This is a genomic window from Kribbella sp. NPDC004138 (assembly GCF_053603655.1).
In genome coordinates, this window is sequence record NZ_JBSGFZ010000008.1 from 110,527 (window position 1) to 126,218 (window position 15,692).

Consider the following 15,692-nt stretch of genomic DNA (forward strand, 5'->3'; position numbering starts at 1 on the left):
GGTCAGCGGTTGACGAGGCGCTCGATGGCGTCGTCCATGTGCGCGATCAGGAGCCGTTCGGCGCGCTCGGCGTCGCCGTCGCGGATCGCCTCGCCGAGGTTGTTGTGCTCGATGGCGCGGGCGTCGGCGGCGAGATAGGTCTCCTCGAGCGCGTGGATGCACATCCGGGTCTCGATGATCGACGTCTGGTGCATCCGCGACAGCCGCGGGCTGCCGGCCAGCCGGACGAGGAGTTCGTGGAACTCGATGTCGAGGTCGCCGATCGCCGCCGGGTCGCCGTCGGCGGCCAGCATCCGGTCGGCGACCGCGCACAGCGCCGTCCCCGCCGACGCGTGGTCGCCGCAGAGGATCTTCTGGATCGCGGCGCGCTCGACCGCCTCGCGGGCGAGGTACATGTCACGGATGTCGTCCGGCGTCATGTCGATGACGAACAGGCCGCGGTTGCGGATCGAGACCAGCAGACCCTCCTGGGTCAGGCGCTGCATGCCTTCGCGCAGCGGCCCGCGGCTGACGCCGAGCTTGCGGGCCAGGTCGGCCTCGCCGAGTTGCGCGCCGGGCTTCAGCTCCCCGTGGCCGATGGCCTTGCGCAGTTTGTCGGCGATGATGCTCGGCGTCGACTCCTGGGCCAGCGGCTCGATGTAACTGGTCACTCCGAATTCCCCCTTGTGGCGAACAACGTCCCCAGATGTGGCAAAGACGGTACAGGCCCGGCCAACTGGAGCCCCTTCCAGACCGTCACCTGGTTCGCGGTCAGCACCGGTTTGCCGACGGCGGCCTCCAGGTCGTCGACGATCTCGAGCGTGTGCATCGCGGTGTCCGGCACCAGCACCGCCTCGGCGTCCGGGTGGTCGGCCGCCTTCACCATCGCCACCACCTGCTCGGGCACGAGCGTCCCGACCTCCGCGGCGGTGACGATTCCGTTGCTGCCCATCGACACCACGTCGAGGCCGCCCGCGGTCAGGAACCGGACGAAGTGCTGCGCGACGTCCTCGGGGTACGACGCGGCGACGGCGACGCGCTTCAGCTCCAGCGTCCGGCACGCGTCGACGAACGCGATCGAGGTCGAGGACGCCGGGACGCCGAGCGCCTGCGCAACGCCGGCTGCCTGGATGTTCGCGCCCTCCGGGCCGAACACGAAGCTGCCCGAGGTGCAGGCCCACATCACCGCGTCCGGCCGCGATGGTGCGAGCTCGGCGGCGCCCTCGGCCAGCCGTTCCGCGCGGCCGAGGTCGAGCAGGGCGTCGACCCGGTGCGCGTCCTCGCCGACCGAGGTGATGACAACCGGCAGCTTCACGGAACCGTCGAGCCGGGCCTCGAGCGACGGGTAGTCGTCCTCCGCGCTGTGTCCGGGGTAAAGGAGTCCTACCGTGACCATCTGGCCTCCTGGCTGGTCGAACGACCGAAAGGTAGATTGTCGACAATGTTAACCCCAGAGCGCTCCGGCGCCGGATCTGCGGCGTACGACGCCGCGCGGCTGGTCGCGACGTTGCGCCGCGAGCTCCGGGGCGAGGTCGGCGACGACCGGCGGACGCGCGCGCTGTACGCGACGGACGGGTCGAACTACCGCGCGGTGCCGGACCTGGTCGTCGTACCGGCCGATGCCGAGGACCTGGCGGCGGCTGTCTCGCTGACCGCAGCCGCCGGCGCGCCGGTCGTGCTGCGGGGCGGGGGTACGTCGATGGCGGGCAACGCGATCGGCGTCGGTGTCGGTGTCGGGGTCGGGGTCGGTGGTGACCGGGTCGGTCGTGACGTGGCCGGCGGGGTCGGGGTCAGCGGGGTCGAGGTCGGTGGCGTCGTGATCGACGCGTCCCGGCATGTGTGCCGGATCCTCGGCATCGACGCCGCCGCGCGGACAGCGGTCGTCGAGCCGGGCGTCGTACTGACGGATCTGCTGGCGGCCGCGCGACCGTACGGGCTGGCGTTCGGCGCGGACCCTTCGTCGGCGAGCCGGGCCACTCTCGGCGGCATGATCGCGAACAACGCATGCGGCGCGCACTCGGTCGCCTGGGGTACGACTGCCGACAATCTGCAATCGCTCGACGTCGTCCTCGCCGACGGAACCCGTCTGACCCTCGACGCACCCGGTGACGGATCGGGCGGGGCGGCCGATCCCGGGCAGGATCGGCGTGCCGAGCTGGCCCGTCGGCCGGGGCGTGAAGGGGAGTTGCATCGGGCTCTGCAGGACTTCGCCGGCCGGAACGAGTTGCTGATCCGCCGCCGGTTCGGGCAGTTCACTCGGCAGATCTCCGGGTACGCGCTGCACCGTCTGCTGCCGGAGTACGGCTACAACGTCGCCGGTCTGCTGGCCGGCAGTGAGGGCGGCCTCGCCGCGACCCTCCGCGCCACCGTCCGGCTCGTGGAGTTGCCCAAGGCAAAGGTTCTGTGCGTGCTCGGGTTCGCCGACTCGATCACGTCGGCGGACTGCGTACCGGTTGTCCTGCGGCACGCGCCGCTCACGATGGAGTCGATCAACAACGAGCTTGTCGACAGGCTGCCGACCGAGGTGCGGGACGAGGCGGTCCACGCCGGGCTTCCGGCCGGGAACGCCTGGCTCCTGGTCGAGATCGGCGGCGAGGACGAGGCGGCGGCCGCCTCCGCTGCCCGCGCGATGCTCGACGAACTGCGGGATTCCGGCGCTACGGCGAGTCTGGTGACCGATCCGCGGGCGCAGGCGGTGCTGTGGCGGTGCCGTACTGACGCCGCAGGCCTGGCGACTCGCCGCGCGGACGGAGCCGAGGCGTGGGGTGGTTGGGAGGACGCCGCCGTACCGCCGGAGCGTTTGGGCGCGTACCTGCGCGGCCTCGACGAGTTGCTCGGGCGGCACGGTCTGTCCGGCGCGTCGTACGGGCATTTCGGCGAGGGCTGCATGCACATGCGGATCGACTTCGATCTGTTGAGCGCGCGGGGCATCGCGACGTACCGGGAGTTCGTCGAGCAGGCCGCGGACCTGGTGGTCGGGCTGGGCGGCTCGGTGTCCGGTGAGCACGGTGACGGGCGGGCGCGCGGCGAACTGCTGAGCAAGATGTACGGCGCCGATGGGGTCGCGCTGTTCGGCGAGCTGAAGCGGATCTGGGACTCGGCGGGCGTGCTGAACCCGGGCGCGATCGTCGACCCGCCGCCGCTCGACCTCGCGATCCGGCACGACGGGCCGGCCAAGGATCGTAGATTGCCGACAATCTTCGACTACCCGGACGACGGGCACGACTTCGCGCAGGCGCAGCGGCGGTGCGTGGGGATCGGGAAGTGCCGGCAGACGTCCGGCAGCGTGATGTGCCCGAGCTACCAGGTCACGCGCGAGGAACTGCACTCGACGCGCGGGCGTGCGCACCTGCTGTGGGAGATGCTGCAGGGCGACCTGATCACCGACGGGTGGCGATCGGCCGAGGTACGCGACGGGCTGGATCTCTGCCTGTCGTGCAAGGGATGTCTGTCGGACTGCCCGGTGAACGTCGACATGGCGACGTACAAGGCCGAGTTCACCCACCACCACTACGCGCGCCGCCCGTGGGCCCGCCCGCTGTCGCACTGGTCGATGGGCTGGCTGCCGCTGTGGTCACGCCTCGCGTCCCACGCCCCAGCCCTGGCAAACCGCTTCGCCCGCCTACCCCTGACCAAGCGCCTCGGAGGCATCGCCGCCGAACGCCAGGTCCCACCGTTCGCCCCGGAAACCTTCACCCACTGGTTCACCCACCAAGCTACCCGGCAGAAGCACGCCCGGCCGGAGGGTATGAGGCCCGAGAGCGCGGGGCCGGAGAGCGCGGGGCTGGAGGGTGCGGGGCTGGAGGGTGCGGGACCGGAAGGTATGGGGTTGGAGGGCGCGGCGGAAGGGAGTGTGGAGCCCGGGAGTGCGGGGCGGGTTGTGTTGTGGCCGGATACGTTTACCAACTACCTTGCGCCGGAGATCGGGCGGGCGGCGGTGGCTGTGCTGGAAGCGGCCGGGTTCGAGGTTGTGGTGCCGGCGAAGCCGGTGTGTTGCGGCCTCACGTGGATCTCGACCGGTCAGCTCACTCGAGCGCGAAGTGTCCTCACCCGCTCCCTCGACGTACTCGCGCCGCATCTCGAGGCCGGCACCCCGATCGTCGGTCTCGAACCCAGCTGTACGGCGGCCTTCCGCCACGACGCGCCTGCTCTGCTTGTCGACAATCCTCTCGCCGCGTCGGCGGCCGCGAACATCCGCACGTTCTCGGAGCTCCTCGTCGAATCCGGTTGGCAGCCGCCGCAGGTCGGCGGAGCGGCGTTCGTCCAACCGCACTGTCACCAGCATGCTGTTCTCGGCTTCGACGCCGACCGCAAACTGATGGCGGCGGCCGGTATCGAGGCCGGTCTCGCGGACCCGGGCTGCTGCGGTCTCGCCGGCAACTTCGGCTTCGAGCGCGACCACTACGACGTCTCCAAGGCCGTAGGCGAACGCACGCTGCTTCCCGCCGTACGATCGTTGCCCGAGACAACCGCTGTGCTGGCCGACGGCTTCAGCTGCCGGACCCAGATCGCCCAGGCGACCCCACGAACCCCCTCCCACCTCGCCCAGGTTCTCGCCGAGGCGCTCCGACCGCGCTCGAGCTAGGCGTTGCCGGCTATGACCTCGTTGACGCCAGCCGGTTAAAGGCGTGTCGCGGTGTGGACGAGGTCGGCAACGACTGTGGATCTGCTGTGTGGTGGCCAGGCGATCACGGTCGTGACGGCCGGTGCGTCCGGCACCGGCACGACGGCATGGTCGTCGCCCAGTTGGTCTCCGAGCGACTCGGGCGCGACGACGCACGCCAGTCCGAGCGCGATCAGCTGGAACAGTTGGGTCTGGTCGCGGATCTGCGGGCCGGGGCCGTCTTGATAGGTGCCATCCCCTTGAGGCCAGCGCGGCAGGGGCAGGTCCGTCTGGGCGTTGATCTCGGCCAATGACAGATGTGCCCGGTCGGTGAGGGGATGACCCGCGGGCAGGACCACCACCTGCTGTTCGGTGTGCAGATCCTCGGTGTCGAATCCGGCTGTCGTGTCGTACGGCCGATGGAGCAGGGCAACGTCGGCACGCCCGGTGCGCAGCAGACTCTCCGGCTCGCCGGGCCCGCACAGCACCACCTCGACGGCAACGGCGCCCGGTTCAGCGGCGTAGGCGTCCAGGAGCTTCGACAACAGTTCCGTGGACGCTCCGGCCTTGGCCGCCAGCACCACACGCGGCTGGTCGGCCGCGGCGCGGCGGGTGCGCCGCTCGGCGGCTTCGACCGCGTCGAGCGCAGCCCGGGCCTCCCGCAGCAGCACCGACCCGGCCTCGGTCAACGTGATCCTGCGAGCAGTGCGGTGCAGCAGAACGACGCCGAGCCGCCGTTCCAGTTGCTGGATCGCCCGCGACAGCGGTGGTTGCGCCATCGCGAGCCGTTGTGCCGCCCGCCCGAAGTGCAACTCCTCGGCGACAGCGACGAAGTATCGCAACTCCCGCGTCTCCACCGACCGATCGTATCCGGCGCTGACCACGACCAATACCCGTGCGGTATCGCCGACCACCCGACCGGTCTTGGACGCCCCGGCCGGGTCCGCACCATGATCGACGGCATGAGTGAACGGACAGTCGCGCTGGTGACCGGCGCGAACAAAGGCATCGGGTACGAGATCGCCGCAGGCCTGGGCGCCCTCGGCTGGCGAATCGGTGTGGGCGCGAGGGATCGGCAACGCCGCGAGACCGCGGTGGAGAAGCTGCGTGCGGCCGGGACAGATGCCTTTGCCGTGCCGCTCGACGTCACCGACGACGCGAGTGTGGGCGCTGCGGCCGAGTTGATCGCCGGCCAGGCCGGTGGGCTCGATGTCCTGGTCAACAATGCGGCGATCACCGGCCGCCTGCCACAGACACCCACCACGGTCGAGCCCGCGACCGTGCGAGCTGTCGTGGAAACCAACGTGATCGGCGTCATCCGGGTCACCAACGCGATGCTGCCGATGCTGCGCGGCTCGGCAGCACCGCGAATTGTCAACATGTCCAGCAGCGTCGGCTCGCTCGCCCTGCAAACCGCACCCGACGTCGACATGGGCCCGGTTCCCGCCGGCTATTTGGCCTCGAAGACCTTCCTCAACGCCCTCACCATCCAGTACGCGAAGGAACTGGGTGACACGCGCATCCTGATCAACTCCGGCTGCCCCGGCTTCACCGCCACCGACCTCAACGGCTTCCGCGGCGTCCGCACGCCGCAACAGGGCGCGGCCATCGCGATTCACCTCGCGACCCTGCCCGACGACGGACCGACCGGCGGATTCTTCGACGACGCCGGAACAGTCCCCTGGTAACCACAGCGCGTAACTAGGTCGTCGGCAGCTTGTCGGTGGCGCGGCGGAGGCGGGCGACGCCTTCGTGGATCCGGTCGGGGGCGGTCGACGCGAAACAGAGGCGGAAAGCGTTTCGGAAACGGCCGGTGGGCGAGAACGCCGGTCCGGGGATGAAGGCGACGCCTTCGGCGAGTGCGACCTCGAACAGTTCCGCGGTGTCGACGCCGTTCTCCAACGTCACCCAGAGAAAGAAACCGCCTTCCGGATCCGTCCAGTGCGCGATGTCGCCGAAGTGTTCGGTCAGCGCGGCATGCATCGCTTCCTTGCGCCGCTTGTACTCGCGGCGCTGCCGGACCAGGTGTTCCGCGAGATGCCCGCCGGTCAGGAATCCGGTCAGCAGCCGCTGCGCCGGGAGGTTCGTGCAGGTGTCCATCGCCTGCTTCGCGTTGATCAGCAGCGGCTGCAGTTCGGGATCCGTGTCCACCCAGCCGACGCGCAGACCGGGCGCGACGATCTTCGAGAACGTCCGTACGGCGAACACCAGCGGATCGCCCGCGCCGAGCTCCCGCAGGGTGGGCAGGGGATCGCCGGCGAACCGGAGCAGACCGTACGGGTCGTCGTCGATCACCATCGACCCCCACCCACGGGCCAGCTCCAGCAGACGCTGCCGCCGGTGCAGCGACAGCGTCGCGCCGGACGGGTTCTGGAACGTCGGGATCGTGTAGATCGCCTTCGGCGTTCGCCCGTCGAGCAGCCGCGGTAGATCGTCGACAATCATGCCGTCGTCGTCGACCGGTACCTCGAGCAGCTCCGCGCCGTACGAGAGCGCCGTCGCGCTGCCGTTGGTGTACGTCGGTGACTCGACGACGACCAGATCGCCAGGGTCGACGAAGATCTTGCAGAACAGGTCGAGGCCCTGCATGCCGCCGGCCGTGACGGTGAGCCGATCGGCGGTGGTCTCGTCGCTGGTCCCGCGCAGCATCTCCAGCAGCGCCGCGTGCAGCGGCGGGTCGCCCTCGGTCGCCGCATAGTCGAAGGCGGCGGGACGACTCAGCTCCTCGGCCGCGATCGCGGACAGGATCCGCGCCGGGACGGCCTCCGCCGCGGGCGATCCCATCGCGAACCGCACGATGTCGTGCGTCTGCTTGTGCAGGAGCGACGTACTCGAGTCGATCACCGAACCCACCAGACCGGTGGCGCGGGCGGCGTACGGGAGCGCTGAGGGTGCTGGACGTGCTGACAACGGGGCTACCTCCTGATGGTCAGTTCGTGGGACAGGCCGGTCAGTCGTTCCACTCCGTCGGCGCTGACCACGACGGGTTCGGACAGTTCGTATCCCCACCCGTCCATCCACATTCCGAGGATGACGTGGAACGCCATTCCCGCGGTCAGCACGGTGGTCTCCCCGGAGCGCAGGCTGACGGTGCGTTCGCCCCAGTCCGGCGGGTACCCGATACCGATCGAGTACCCGATCCGCGATTCCTTCACCAGACCGCGCGCCGCGATCACCGCGTTGAACGCGGCGTGCACCGCGCTGCCGGTGACGCCCGGCCGGATTGCCGACAACGTCGCCTGCATGCCGTCGGCAACGATCTTCGCGGTCTCGTGGAGCCGTCGCGGCGGGTCGCCGAGCATCACGGTGCGGGCGAGTGGCGCGTGGTACCGGCCGTGGACGCCGGCCAGTTCGACCGTGGTGGCCTGATTGTCGACGAATGGACGATCGCTCCAGGTCAGGTGCGGCGTCCCGGCGGCGTCGCCGGTCGGCAGCATCGGCACGATGGCCGGATAGTCGCCCCCGTGCTCCGGTGTTCCGGTCGCCTGCGCGGCGAGGATCTCGGCGGCGACGTCGCACTGCCGCCGGCCGGGCCGGAGCCGGTCGAGCGCGACCCGCATCGCCTGCTCCGCGATCGCGCCGGCGATCCGGAGGTGGTCCAGTTCGTGCGGCGACTTGACCAGCCGGACCCAGTTCACCAGCTCGGCCGAGTCAACCAGCCTGCGGCCGGGCAGACCGTTGCTGAGGGCAAGGTAGCCGCGGGCGGTGAAGTAGTGCGCATCGCTCTCGACGGCCACCTCCGCACCGGCAGGGATCAGCTCGTGGCAGATGTTCGCGATCCAGTCGTACGGATGGACGTCCGGCCGGTGCACCAGCACCTCGGGATACCCGTGGACCTGGTCGGCGCGCAGGTTGGAGGTGTACGACGCACCCGCCGCATCCATCGCCCGCGCGAAGAACTGCACGTCACCGTCGGCCGGGACCAGCAGGCACTGCGGCGTGTAGAACGACCAGGCGTCGTAGCCGGTGAGGTAGAAGAGGTTCGCGGGATCGCTGACCACGAGCGCACCGAGGCCGCGCTCCGCCAGGACCGCGCGAACCCGGGTCAGCCGGGCGGCGTATTCGCTCATCGGATTGTCAACAATCGTTGTCCCGGACCGACTCCTTCGTGGCCGGCGAGTTCGAGCGCGGACCACATCGTGACCTGGTTCGCGGTCAGCACCGGTTTGCCGAGCGTGGCCTCCAGCCCGGCGATCACGTCGTACGTCGGCAGGTTGGTGCAGCTGATGAAGATCGCCTCGACCGCGTCGCTGTCGACGCTGCGGACCAGCTCGACCGTCGTCTCGTAGGGGACCGCCCAGATCTGCGCGATCAGCCCGAGCCCGGCGGTCGCGACCACCTCGACCCCGGCCTGGGCGAGGAACGCGCTCAGCCCAGCGGTCAGATCGTTGGTGTACGGCGTGACCGTCGCGATCCGGTTGACCCGGAGCCGACGCAGCGCGAGCAGCAGCGCGCCGCTGGTGGTCACCGCGGCCGGCGCCCCCGCGCCGACCATCGCGTCCACGAGCGCGAGTTCACCGGTCAGTCCGCCGACGAAGCTGCCGAAGGTGCAGGCGTACGCGACCACGAGCGGACCGACCGGCAGCACGTCGTACGTCGTCCGCGCGATCAGCTCCGGATCCGAGATGTGCACGGCCATCTCGACCGTGGCGGCCATCGGCGCGTACGGCGTCCGTGTGACGTGCAGCGTGACGTCGTCGGGCACCCAGCGCCACAGCTCGCGGTCGAGCGCGAAGTCGTACGGCGCGACGACGCCGATCCCGGTCTGCAGCAGTGGCGGCACCGCCGCCGGCAGCGGGTGGGTGGAGGGACGCGTGCTCATGCCAGTCAGTGTGCGGCGCGAAGGAGATTGTTGACAATCCTACTAGCGAGTTCCTAGCCTCGATCACGTGCCAGCCCTCCCGCCAGCAAGCACCGAGCGCCCCGTGGTCGCGGTGCTCTGTGAGCGCGCGACCGACCGGCCGCCGGGGCTGGACGGTCTGCCGGTCGACTTCCGGTACTGCGACGCGGACGGGCTGGCCGCTGCGGTTCGGGGTGCGCGCGCCTTGATGCTCTGGGATTTCTTCTCGACGGCGGTCCGGGACGCTTGGACGGCGGCCGACGCGCTCGAATGGATCCATGTGACCGCGGCCGGTGTGGACACCTTGCTCTTCGACGAACTGCGCGACTCCGCGGTCGTGGTCACGAACGCGCACGGCGTGTTCGACCGGCCGATCGCCGAGTACGTGCTGGGCGCAGTGATCGCGCACGCCAAGGACAGCCTCCGCAGCTTCGACCTGCAGCGCGAGCGGCGCTGGAAGCACCGCGAGACCCGGAGCGTGCTGGGCGCGAAGGCGCTGGTCGTGGGGACCGGTGCGATCGGGCGGGAGACGGCCCGGCTGCTGCGCGCGGCCGGGCTGGAGGTCCGGGGGGCCGGCCGGGTCGCGCGAGGGGGCGACCCGGACTTCGGCACGATCGTTGCCAGCAGCAACCTGTCGGCCGAGGCCGGCTGGGCCGACCATCTCGTGATCGCGGCGCCGTTGACCGCGGCGACCCGCGGGCTCGTCGACGCCGCCGTCCTCGCCGCGCTGCGGCCGGGAGCGCACCTGGTGAACATTGCCCGCGGTCCGATTGTCGACGAAACGGCACTGCTTGCCGCTGTCGGCAGTGGACGGATCGCCGCAACGCTCGACGTGTTCGATACCGAGCCGCTGCCGCCGGACCATCCGCTCTGGGACGCGCCGAACGTCACGGTCACCGCGCACATGTCCGGCGACGTCGTCGGCTGGCGCGACACCCTGGCGGCGCAGTTCGCGACCAATGTGCGGCGCTGGCTGGCCGGCGAACCGCTGCTGAACATTGTCGACAAGAAGCTTGGCTACGTTCCGACGGGAGATCGATGACCGAGGCAACCGAGCTGGTCGAGGGCTACCGAACCGGCGCACTGTCGCCCGTCGAGGCGACGCAGCAGGCGCTGGACGCGATCGAGCGGTACGACGACCAGGTCAACGCCTTCGTCCTGGTCGACGCCGAAGGCGCGCTCGCCGCCGCGAAGGAATCGGAGACCCGCTGGCACGCCGGAACCCCGCTCGGACCCGGCGACGGTGTGCCGACGTCCATCAAGGACGCATTGTGGACAAGAGGCTGGCCGACACTGCGTGGCAGCACGATGATCGACCCGGCCGGGCCGTGGGACGAGGACGCGCCGTCCGTCGCCCGGCTGCGCGAGACGGGCGCCGTCATCCTCGGCAAGACGACCACTCCGGAGTACTCGTGGAAGGGCGTCACCGACTCCTTCACCTACGGCGCGACCGGCAACCCGTGGGATCCGGCGAGGACGTCGGGCGGCTCGAGCGGCGGCTCGGCGACCGCGGTCGGCCTCGGGATGGGCGTGTGGTCGCTCGGTACGGACGGCGGTGGATCGGTGCGGATCCCGGCCGCGTTCACCGGAACGGTCGCGCTGAAACCGACGTACGGGCTGATCCCGCTGTTCCCGCCGAGCGCCTTCGGGACGTTGTCGCACGCCGGGCCGATGACCCGGACCGTACGCGATGCGGCTGCCCTGCTCGACGTGGTCGCCGGGTTCGACCCGCGCGACTGGTCTGCGATGCCGACACCGGCCCGGTCCTTCCTGGACGGCCTCGATGACGGCGTGGCCGGTCTGCGGATCGGTTTCTCGTCCGATCTTGGTTTTGTTGACAATCATCCGGAGGTCGACGCGCTGGTCCGCGCCGCGGTCCGCGTGCTCGCGGAGCTCGGCGCCGAGGTGACAGAGGTGGATCCCGGGTTCGCGGATCCGATCGACGCGTTCAACGTGCTCTGGTGGTCCGGTGCCGCGAAAGTGCTGTCGGCGTACGCGGTCGACGATCGCGTCGACCCGGGGCTGCGCCGGGTCGCCGCGAAGGGGTCGGCCTTCTCGGCGTCGGACTTCCTCGACGCGACCAACGTCCGGATGGAGCTCGGGACGCTGATGGGCCGCTTCCACCAGCAGTACGACGTGCTCGTGACGCCGACGCTGCCGATCACCGCGTTTCCGGTCGGTCAGGACGTACCGGACGGGTCGTCGTCGCCGGACTGGACCGACTGGACGCCGTACACGTATCCGTTCAACCTCACCCAACAGCCGGCGCTGAGCGTGCCGTGCGGCTTCACGAGCGACGGTCTGCCCGTGGGGCTGCAGGTCGTCGGAGCGCGCCATGCCGACGCGCTGACGTTGCGGGTCGGCCAGGCGTATCAGGCCGCGACCGAATGGCACCGCCGGACCCCGACCTTGGAGAGACGATGAAGCACATCACGGTCAGCCTGGACAAGCGCGGCGTGAGCTGTGTGGCAAAGCTGCTCGACGACGTGGCGCCCCGGACCTGCGCGGCGGTCTGGGATGCGCTGCCGCTGTCAGCGCCGGTGTTCCACGGAAAATACGCGCGGAACGAGATCTACACGCTGATTCCGGCGTTCGCGCCCGATCCGGGAAAGGAGAACACCACCGTCACGCCGATCCCCGGGGACCTGTGCTGGTTCTCGTTCGACTCCGACGACCTGGGAAATCCCGCCTACGGGTACGAGAACACGACCGGCACCGGCACGACCGGCGCGATCGTCGACCTCGCGGTGTTCTACGGCCGGAACAACCTGCTGATCAACGGCGACCAGGGATGGGTGCCGGGAAACGTTTTCGGCGCGATTACCGAGAACCTCGACGAGTTCGCCGCCGCCTGCCAGGACCTGTGGATGGGCGGCGCCCGCGGGGAGACGTTGTCGTTCAGCCGCTTGTGAGGGGCTGCTGCAATTCGGTGACCCAGTCGTCCGGGTTCTCCGGGGTGTCGAGGTAGAGCTCGCGGGCCGGCTCGGCGGCGCGACGGCCGTTGTCGTCGAGCCAGCGCGCCAGCGCCTGCCAGGACGGCAGCACCTGATCGATCGGTCCGCGGTGCACGAGCGTCGCTGCCTGCATCGCCGGCAGGTCGATCACTTCGAGGCCGTTGAGGTTGCCGCCGGCATCGACCGCGGCTGGGACCGTCGCACGGACGACGACCTCGTCCTCGGAGCTTTGCGCGTACAGGCAGGTCAGCCGGCCGGCGGGGCGGACGCCTGCATCCGGCAGTCTCCGGCCGAGTTCTGCGCAGAGGGGATGGACCACGGGAGTGATGTCGTCGGGCGTGAAGCTCGCCGCCGTCGCGGTCAGGCCGACGAGTCGTACGGCGGGCAGTTCCTTGACCACGACATCCGCGGTCGGAACGTCGCTCTCGAGACCGCGCAGGCGCGACTCGACCTGCGCGAGCCGGGCCTGGCTCTCGGCCAGTGTGGTCTCCAGCTGTGCGCGTCGCATGGTGAGCATCGTGCGGAGCTCGGACGGGCTGAGATTGTCGGCAATCATCTTGTTGACCTGGTCGAGGGAGAAGCCGAGGTCCTTGAGTGCGACGATCCGGTTCAGGTCGGCGAGCTGGGCGGCGGTGTAGCTGCGGTAGCCGGTGGCGGGGTCGACGTACGCGGGGCGCAGCAGGCCGATGGCGTCGTAGTGCCGCAGCATCCGAATCGACACCCGGCCGTGGCGGGCGAATTCACCGATCGCGAACATGACGGCAGTCAACCAGCCAGGAGTTCCGCGAACGTGATCGCGGTGTCGTCCTCGTGCCACGGACCGATCACCTGAGCACCGATCGGCAACCCTGCCGGCGTGTGTCCGATCGGCATGCTGAGCGCGGGGTGCCCGGTCAGCGCGGCGTGGGCGATCCAGAAGACCTGCGTTTCGTACGGCAGGCCGTCGATTGTCGACGATCCGTGGGGGAACGCGACGGTGAAGCTGGTCGGGCAGAGGAAGACGTCGACATCCTCGAAGTACCGCTGCCACCGACCACGCGCCGCCATCCGCCGCCGATCCAGCCCGCGCACGTCCTCAAGCGTCAGACCACTCCCGGACCCGCCACCCGAACCGCTGCTAGGGCCGCCGTCGGAGTCGCCGCCGGGGTCACCGTCGGAGGTGGCGTGGAGGGCGAAGAAGAGTTCTACCTGGCGGCCGAACTCTTCGGCTTGCTCGATCGGGTCTACGCCGTCCGGCCAGTTGTCGACAATCTTTGCGCCGCTGCGGGCGAGTCGGTCGATCGTGTTGGACAGCGCGTCGCCGACCTCGCTGGTGACCGGGGCCGCGGGGTGGTCCAGGACCACGCCGACGCGATAGTCCGCGAGACGGGTGTGCCGGGGGCGGGGCAGCGTGCACGAGTACGGCGCCTCGGGGCCGGCGGTGGCGTGCAGGGCGAGCCGTAGGTCGCCGGCGGTGCGGGCGAGTGGTCCGATTGTTGACAAGTTGGGCAGCTCGCCCGGGAGGTACGGCGTACCGGGGACCTGGAAGCCACGCTGCGGGACCAGACCGTTCGTGGGTTTGAGTCCGTACACCCCGCAGTACGCCGCCGGCAGGCGGATCGAGCCGACCAGGTCGGAGCCGTACTCCAGATAGGTGAGATCGGCGGCGAGTGCCGCGGCGCCGCCGCCGCTCGATCCGCCCGGCGTCCGAGTGAGATCGGCGGGGTTGTTCGTCCGCCCGTAGATCTCGTTCGCGGTCTGGCCGAAGTCGGCGAGCATCGCGTGCACGTTGCTCTTCCCGACGACGATCGCCCCCGCGCGCTGCAGCCGCTCGACGACCGCCGCGTCACGGTCGGCGACGTGTTCGGCGAACGCCGGATTGCCCCACGTGGTGTGCAGACCGGCGACGTCGAAGCAGTCCTTGACCGTCATCGGCACACCGTGCAGCGATCCGAGCGGCCCGACCGATCCGCGCGCCGCCGCCATCGCGTCGGCCCGATCGGCCGCCGCCAGGGCGTACTCCCGGCGTACCTCGATGACCGCGTTGACCTCCTGGTCGTCCGCGATCCGCGCCAGCAGCTCCTCGGTCACCTCACGCGACGACACCTGACCTGTGCGGATCCGGTCCGCGATCTCTCGTGCAGTCATCATGCGCCCGGTCTACGACCTGACACGGTGTCAGGGTCAACGCCCGACTTCGGCTCCGTTGTGAAAGACCCGCCGGATCCGGCCGTCGAGCGCGGTGCAGTCCAGCTCGGTGCCGTCGAGCAGGACCAGATCGGCACGCTTGCCCACCGCGATCTCGCCGCGGTCGTCCGCGAGACCCAGCAGTCGTGCCGCGCCGATCGTCGCCGCACGCAGTGCACCCGCATCACCGAGGCCGGCGGCAGCCAGATGCCGCAGCTCCCACAGCACCTCGGTGTGCGGCCGGACCGGGTTGTCGGTGCCCATCGCGATGTTCACCCCCGCGGCGATCGCGAGTCGCATCGATTCGCGATGAGCCTCGGCGGCGCCGTCCGGTACGGCTGTCGGGTCGGACTGGGTGACCGACAGCGTCGGCACGTACCAGGTCCCTGAGTCCGCCATTGCCTGTACGGCGGATTCGTTCAGGTACGTGCCGTGCTCGATGCTGCCCGCGCCGGCGCGGGCAGCGAGCTCCGCGGCCCGGGCTCCGTGCGCGTGCACCATGATGCGCCGCCCTCCGCGCCGCCGGGCTTCGTCGACGAGCGCGGTCATCTCGTCGTCGGTCAGCTCGAGGTCGGTGAGGCCCTTGCCGATCGCCAGGGATCCGGTGGCGGTCACCTTGATCCAGTCCGCGCCGGCCCGGATCATCCGCCGCACGACGGCCCGCGCCTCGTCGGCCCCGTTGAAGATCGGGTCCGGCAGCGACGGATCCTCGAAGAAGTCGAGCGGTCCGGTCCGCGGCGCCCAGAGGTCGCCGATGCCGCCGGTCGTCCCCACCTGCCGCAGACTGAGCAGCACCTGCGGTCCGTCGATCCAACCTTTCTCGACGGCCATCCGTACGCCGGCGTCGGCTCCCCACGCGTCCCGCACGGTGGTGACGCCGAGACCGAGGAGTGTTCGCAACACAGGTACGGCGGACAGCGGCCGAACCGATCGCGGCAGCCCGAACGGATCGATCCGCGTCTGCGTGATGCACAGGTGCGTATGGCAGTCGATGAACCCCGGAACCAGCAGTCCGCCGTCGCAGTCGACCGCCGCGTCACCGTCCAACCCGATCCCGACCTCGACGATCCGATCACCGGCCAGCACCACATCAGCCCGCCGCACCTCACCGGACGCAACATCAAGAACCGACCCACCCCGAAGCAGCACC

General features: G+C 70.2%; 14 protein-coding genes. 5 read left to right on the plus strand and 9 right to left on the minus strand.

The window, feature by feature from the left end; translation table 11 throughout:
* Positions 1-2 precede the first annotated feature (2 nt).
* Both ACWEOO_RS13305 and ACWEOO_RS13310 read right to left on the minus strand, forming a co-directional pair.
* Positions 3-650: a GntR family transcriptional regulator gene (locus ACWEOO_RS13305; protein WP_359933159.1), complete on the minus strand. Its 648-nt coding sequence runs from the start codon at positions 648-650 to the stop codon at positions 3-5.
* Positions 647-1,375, minus strand: coding sequence for a maleate cis-trans isomerase family protein (locus ACWEOO_RS13310; protein ID WP_452143172.1), 729 nt, complete (start codon positions 1,373-1,375; stop codon positions 647-649). Before ACWEOO_RS13310 ends, ACWEOO_RS13305 begins: the two co-directional genes overlap by 4 nt.
* A gap of 45 nt (positions 1,376-1,420) precedes the next feature.
* Here ACWEOO_RS13310 and ACWEOO_RS13315 point away from each other — a divergent pair, with 45 nt between their 5' ends.
* Positions 1,421-4,564 (plus strand): FAD-binding and (Fe-S)-binding domain-containing protein, encoded by a 3,144-nt coding sequence (locus ACWEOO_RS13315; protein WP_452143173.1) that lies wholly within the window; start codon positions 1,421-1,423, stop codon positions 4,562-4,564.
* A 35-nt stretch (positions 4,565-4,599) separates the two neighbouring features.
* Here ACWEOO_RS13315 and ACWEOO_RS13320 read toward each other — a convergent pair whose 3' ends face one another.
* Positions 4,600-5,439 (minus strand): LysR family transcriptional regulator, encoded by an 840-nt coding sequence (locus ACWEOO_RS13320; RefSeq protein ID WP_452143174.1) that lies wholly within the window; start codon positions 5,437-5,439, stop codon positions 4,600-4,602.
* 93 nt (positions 5,440-5,532) lie between these two features.
* Between ACWEOO_RS13320 and ACWEOO_RS13325 the strand changes: the two genes are divergently transcribed.
* Positions 5,533-6,270, plus strand: coding sequence for an SDR family oxidoreductase (locus tag ACWEOO_RS13325; protein WP_452143175.1), 738 nt, complete (start codon positions 5,533-5,535; stop codon positions 6,268-6,270).
* Positions 6,271-6,283: 13 nt separating this feature from the next.
* Here ACWEOO_RS13325 and ACWEOO_RS13330 read toward each other — a convergent pair whose 3' ends face one another.
* From ACWEOO_RS13330 to ACWEOO_RS13340, 3 genes are read right to left on the minus strand one after another with little or no spacing between them, the layout of a single operon-like run.
* Positions 6,284-7,492 (minus strand): aminotransferase-like domain-containing protein, encoded by a 1,209-nt coding sequence (locus ACWEOO_RS13330; RefSeq protein ID WP_452143176.1) that lies wholly within the window; start codon positions 7,490-7,492, stop codon positions 6,284-6,286.
* A 5-nt stretch (positions 7,493-7,497) separates the two neighbouring features.
* Positions 7,498-8,652: a M24 family metallopeptidase gene (locus ACWEOO_RS13335; protein WP_452143177.1), complete on the minus strand. Its 1,155-nt coding sequence runs from the start codon at positions 8,650-8,652 to the stop codon at positions 7,498-7,500.
* Entirely contained in the window at positions 8,649-9,404 is a 756-nt protein-coding gene (locus ACWEOO_RS13340; protein ID WP_452143178.1) for a maleate cis-trans isomerase family protein, read from the minus strand. The genes ACWEOO_RS13335 and ACWEOO_RS13340 overlap by 4 nt, the downstream gene beginning before the upstream one ends.
* A gap of 67 nt (positions 9,405-9,471) precedes the next feature.
* Here ACWEOO_RS13340 and ACWEOO_RS13345 point away from each other — a divergent pair, with 67 nt between their 5' ends.
* The 3 genes from ACWEOO_RS13345 to ACWEOO_RS13355 are packed head-to-tail and all read left to right on the plus strand — an operon-like array spanning position 9,472 to position 12,334.
* Positions 9,472-10,464: a D-2-hydroxyacid dehydrogenase gene (locus ACWEOO_RS13345; protein WP_452143179.1), complete on the plus strand. Its 993-nt coding sequence runs from the start codon at positions 9,472-9,474 to the stop codon at positions 10,462-10,464.
* Positions 10,461-11,846, plus strand: coding sequence for an amidase (locus tag ACWEOO_RS13350; RefSeq protein ID WP_452143180.1), 1,386 nt, complete (start codon positions 10,461-10,463; stop codon positions 11,844-11,846). The genes ACWEOO_RS13345 and ACWEOO_RS13350 overlap by 4 nt, the downstream gene beginning before the upstream one ends.
* Positions 11,843-12,334 carry a DUF3830 family protein gene (locus tag ACWEOO_RS13355; RefSeq protein WP_452143181.1) on the plus strand — a complete coding sequence of 164 codons (492 nt, stop codon included), beginning with the start codon at positions 11,843-11,845 and terminating at the stop codon, positions 12,332-12,334. The genes ACWEOO_RS13350 and ACWEOO_RS13355 overlap by 4 nt, the downstream gene beginning before the upstream one ends.
* Here ACWEOO_RS13355 and ACWEOO_RS13360 read toward each other — a convergent pair.
* From ACWEOO_RS13360 to ACWEOO_RS13370, 3 genes are read right to left on the minus strand one after another with little or no spacing between them, the layout of a single operon-like run.
* A complete protein-coding gene (locus tag ACWEOO_RS13360; RefSeq protein WP_452143182.1) occupies positions 12,321-13,133 on the minus strand; it encodes a MerR family transcriptional regulator in 813 nt (270 codons plus the stop codon). The genes ACWEOO_RS13355 and ACWEOO_RS13360 overlap by 14 nt on opposite strands.
* A gap of 8 nt (positions 13,134-13,141) precedes the next feature.
* Positions 13,142-14,506 carry an amidase family protein gene (locus ACWEOO_RS13365; RefSeq protein ID WP_452143183.1) on the minus strand — a complete coding sequence of 455 codons (1,365 nt, stop codon included), beginning with the start codon at positions 14,504-14,506 and terminating at the stop codon, positions 13,142-13,144.
* A gap of 33 nt (positions 14,507-14,539) precedes the next feature.
* Positions 14,540-15,646, minus strand: a complete 1,107-nt coding sequence (locus ACWEOO_RS13370) for an amidohydrolase family protein (protein ID WP_452143184.1) — start codon at positions 15,644-15,646, stop codon at positions 14,540-14,542.
* Positions 15,647-15,692 lie beyond the last annotated feature (46 nt).

Bases quoted from the DNA above. Each gene is read 5' to 3' on its own strand.
- ACWEOO_RS13310 (WP_452143172.1), bottom strand. From the start codon at position 1,375: ATGGTCACGGTAGGACTCCTTTACCCCGGACACAGCGCGGAGGACGAC.
- ACWEOO_RS13315 (WP_452143173.1), top strand. From the start codon at position 1,421: ATGTTAACCCCAGAGCGCTCCGGCGCCGGATCTGCGGCGTACGACGCC.
- ACWEOO_RS13325 (WP_452143175.1), top strand. From the start codon at position 5,533: ATGATCGACGGCATGAGTGAACGGACAGTCGCGCTGGTGACCGGCGCG.
- ACWEOO_RS13335 (WP_452143177.1), bottom strand. From the start codon at position 8,652: ATGAGCGAATACGCCGCCCGGCTGACCCGGGTTCGCGCGGTCCTGGCG.
- ACWEOO_RS13340 (WP_452143178.1), bottom strand. From the start codon at position 9,404: ATGAGCACGCGTCCCTCCACCCACCCGCTGCCGGCGGCGGTGCCGCCA.
- ACWEOO_RS13350 (WP_452143180.1), top strand. From the start codon at position 10,461: ATGACCGAGGCAACCGAGCTGGTCGAGGGCTACCGAACCGGCGCACTG.
- ACWEOO_RS13355 (WP_452143181.1), top strand. From the start codon at position 11,843: ATGAAGCACATCACGGTCAGCCTGGACAAGCGCGGCGTGAGCTGTGTG.
- ACWEOO_RS13360 (WP_452143182.1), bottom strand. From the start codon at position 13,133: ATGTTCGCGATCGGTGAATTCGCCCGCCACGGCCGGGTGTCGATTCGG.
- ACWEOO_RS13365 (WP_452143183.1), bottom strand. From the start codon at position 14,506: ATGATGACTGCACGAGAGATCGCGGACCGGATCCGCACAGGTCAGGTG.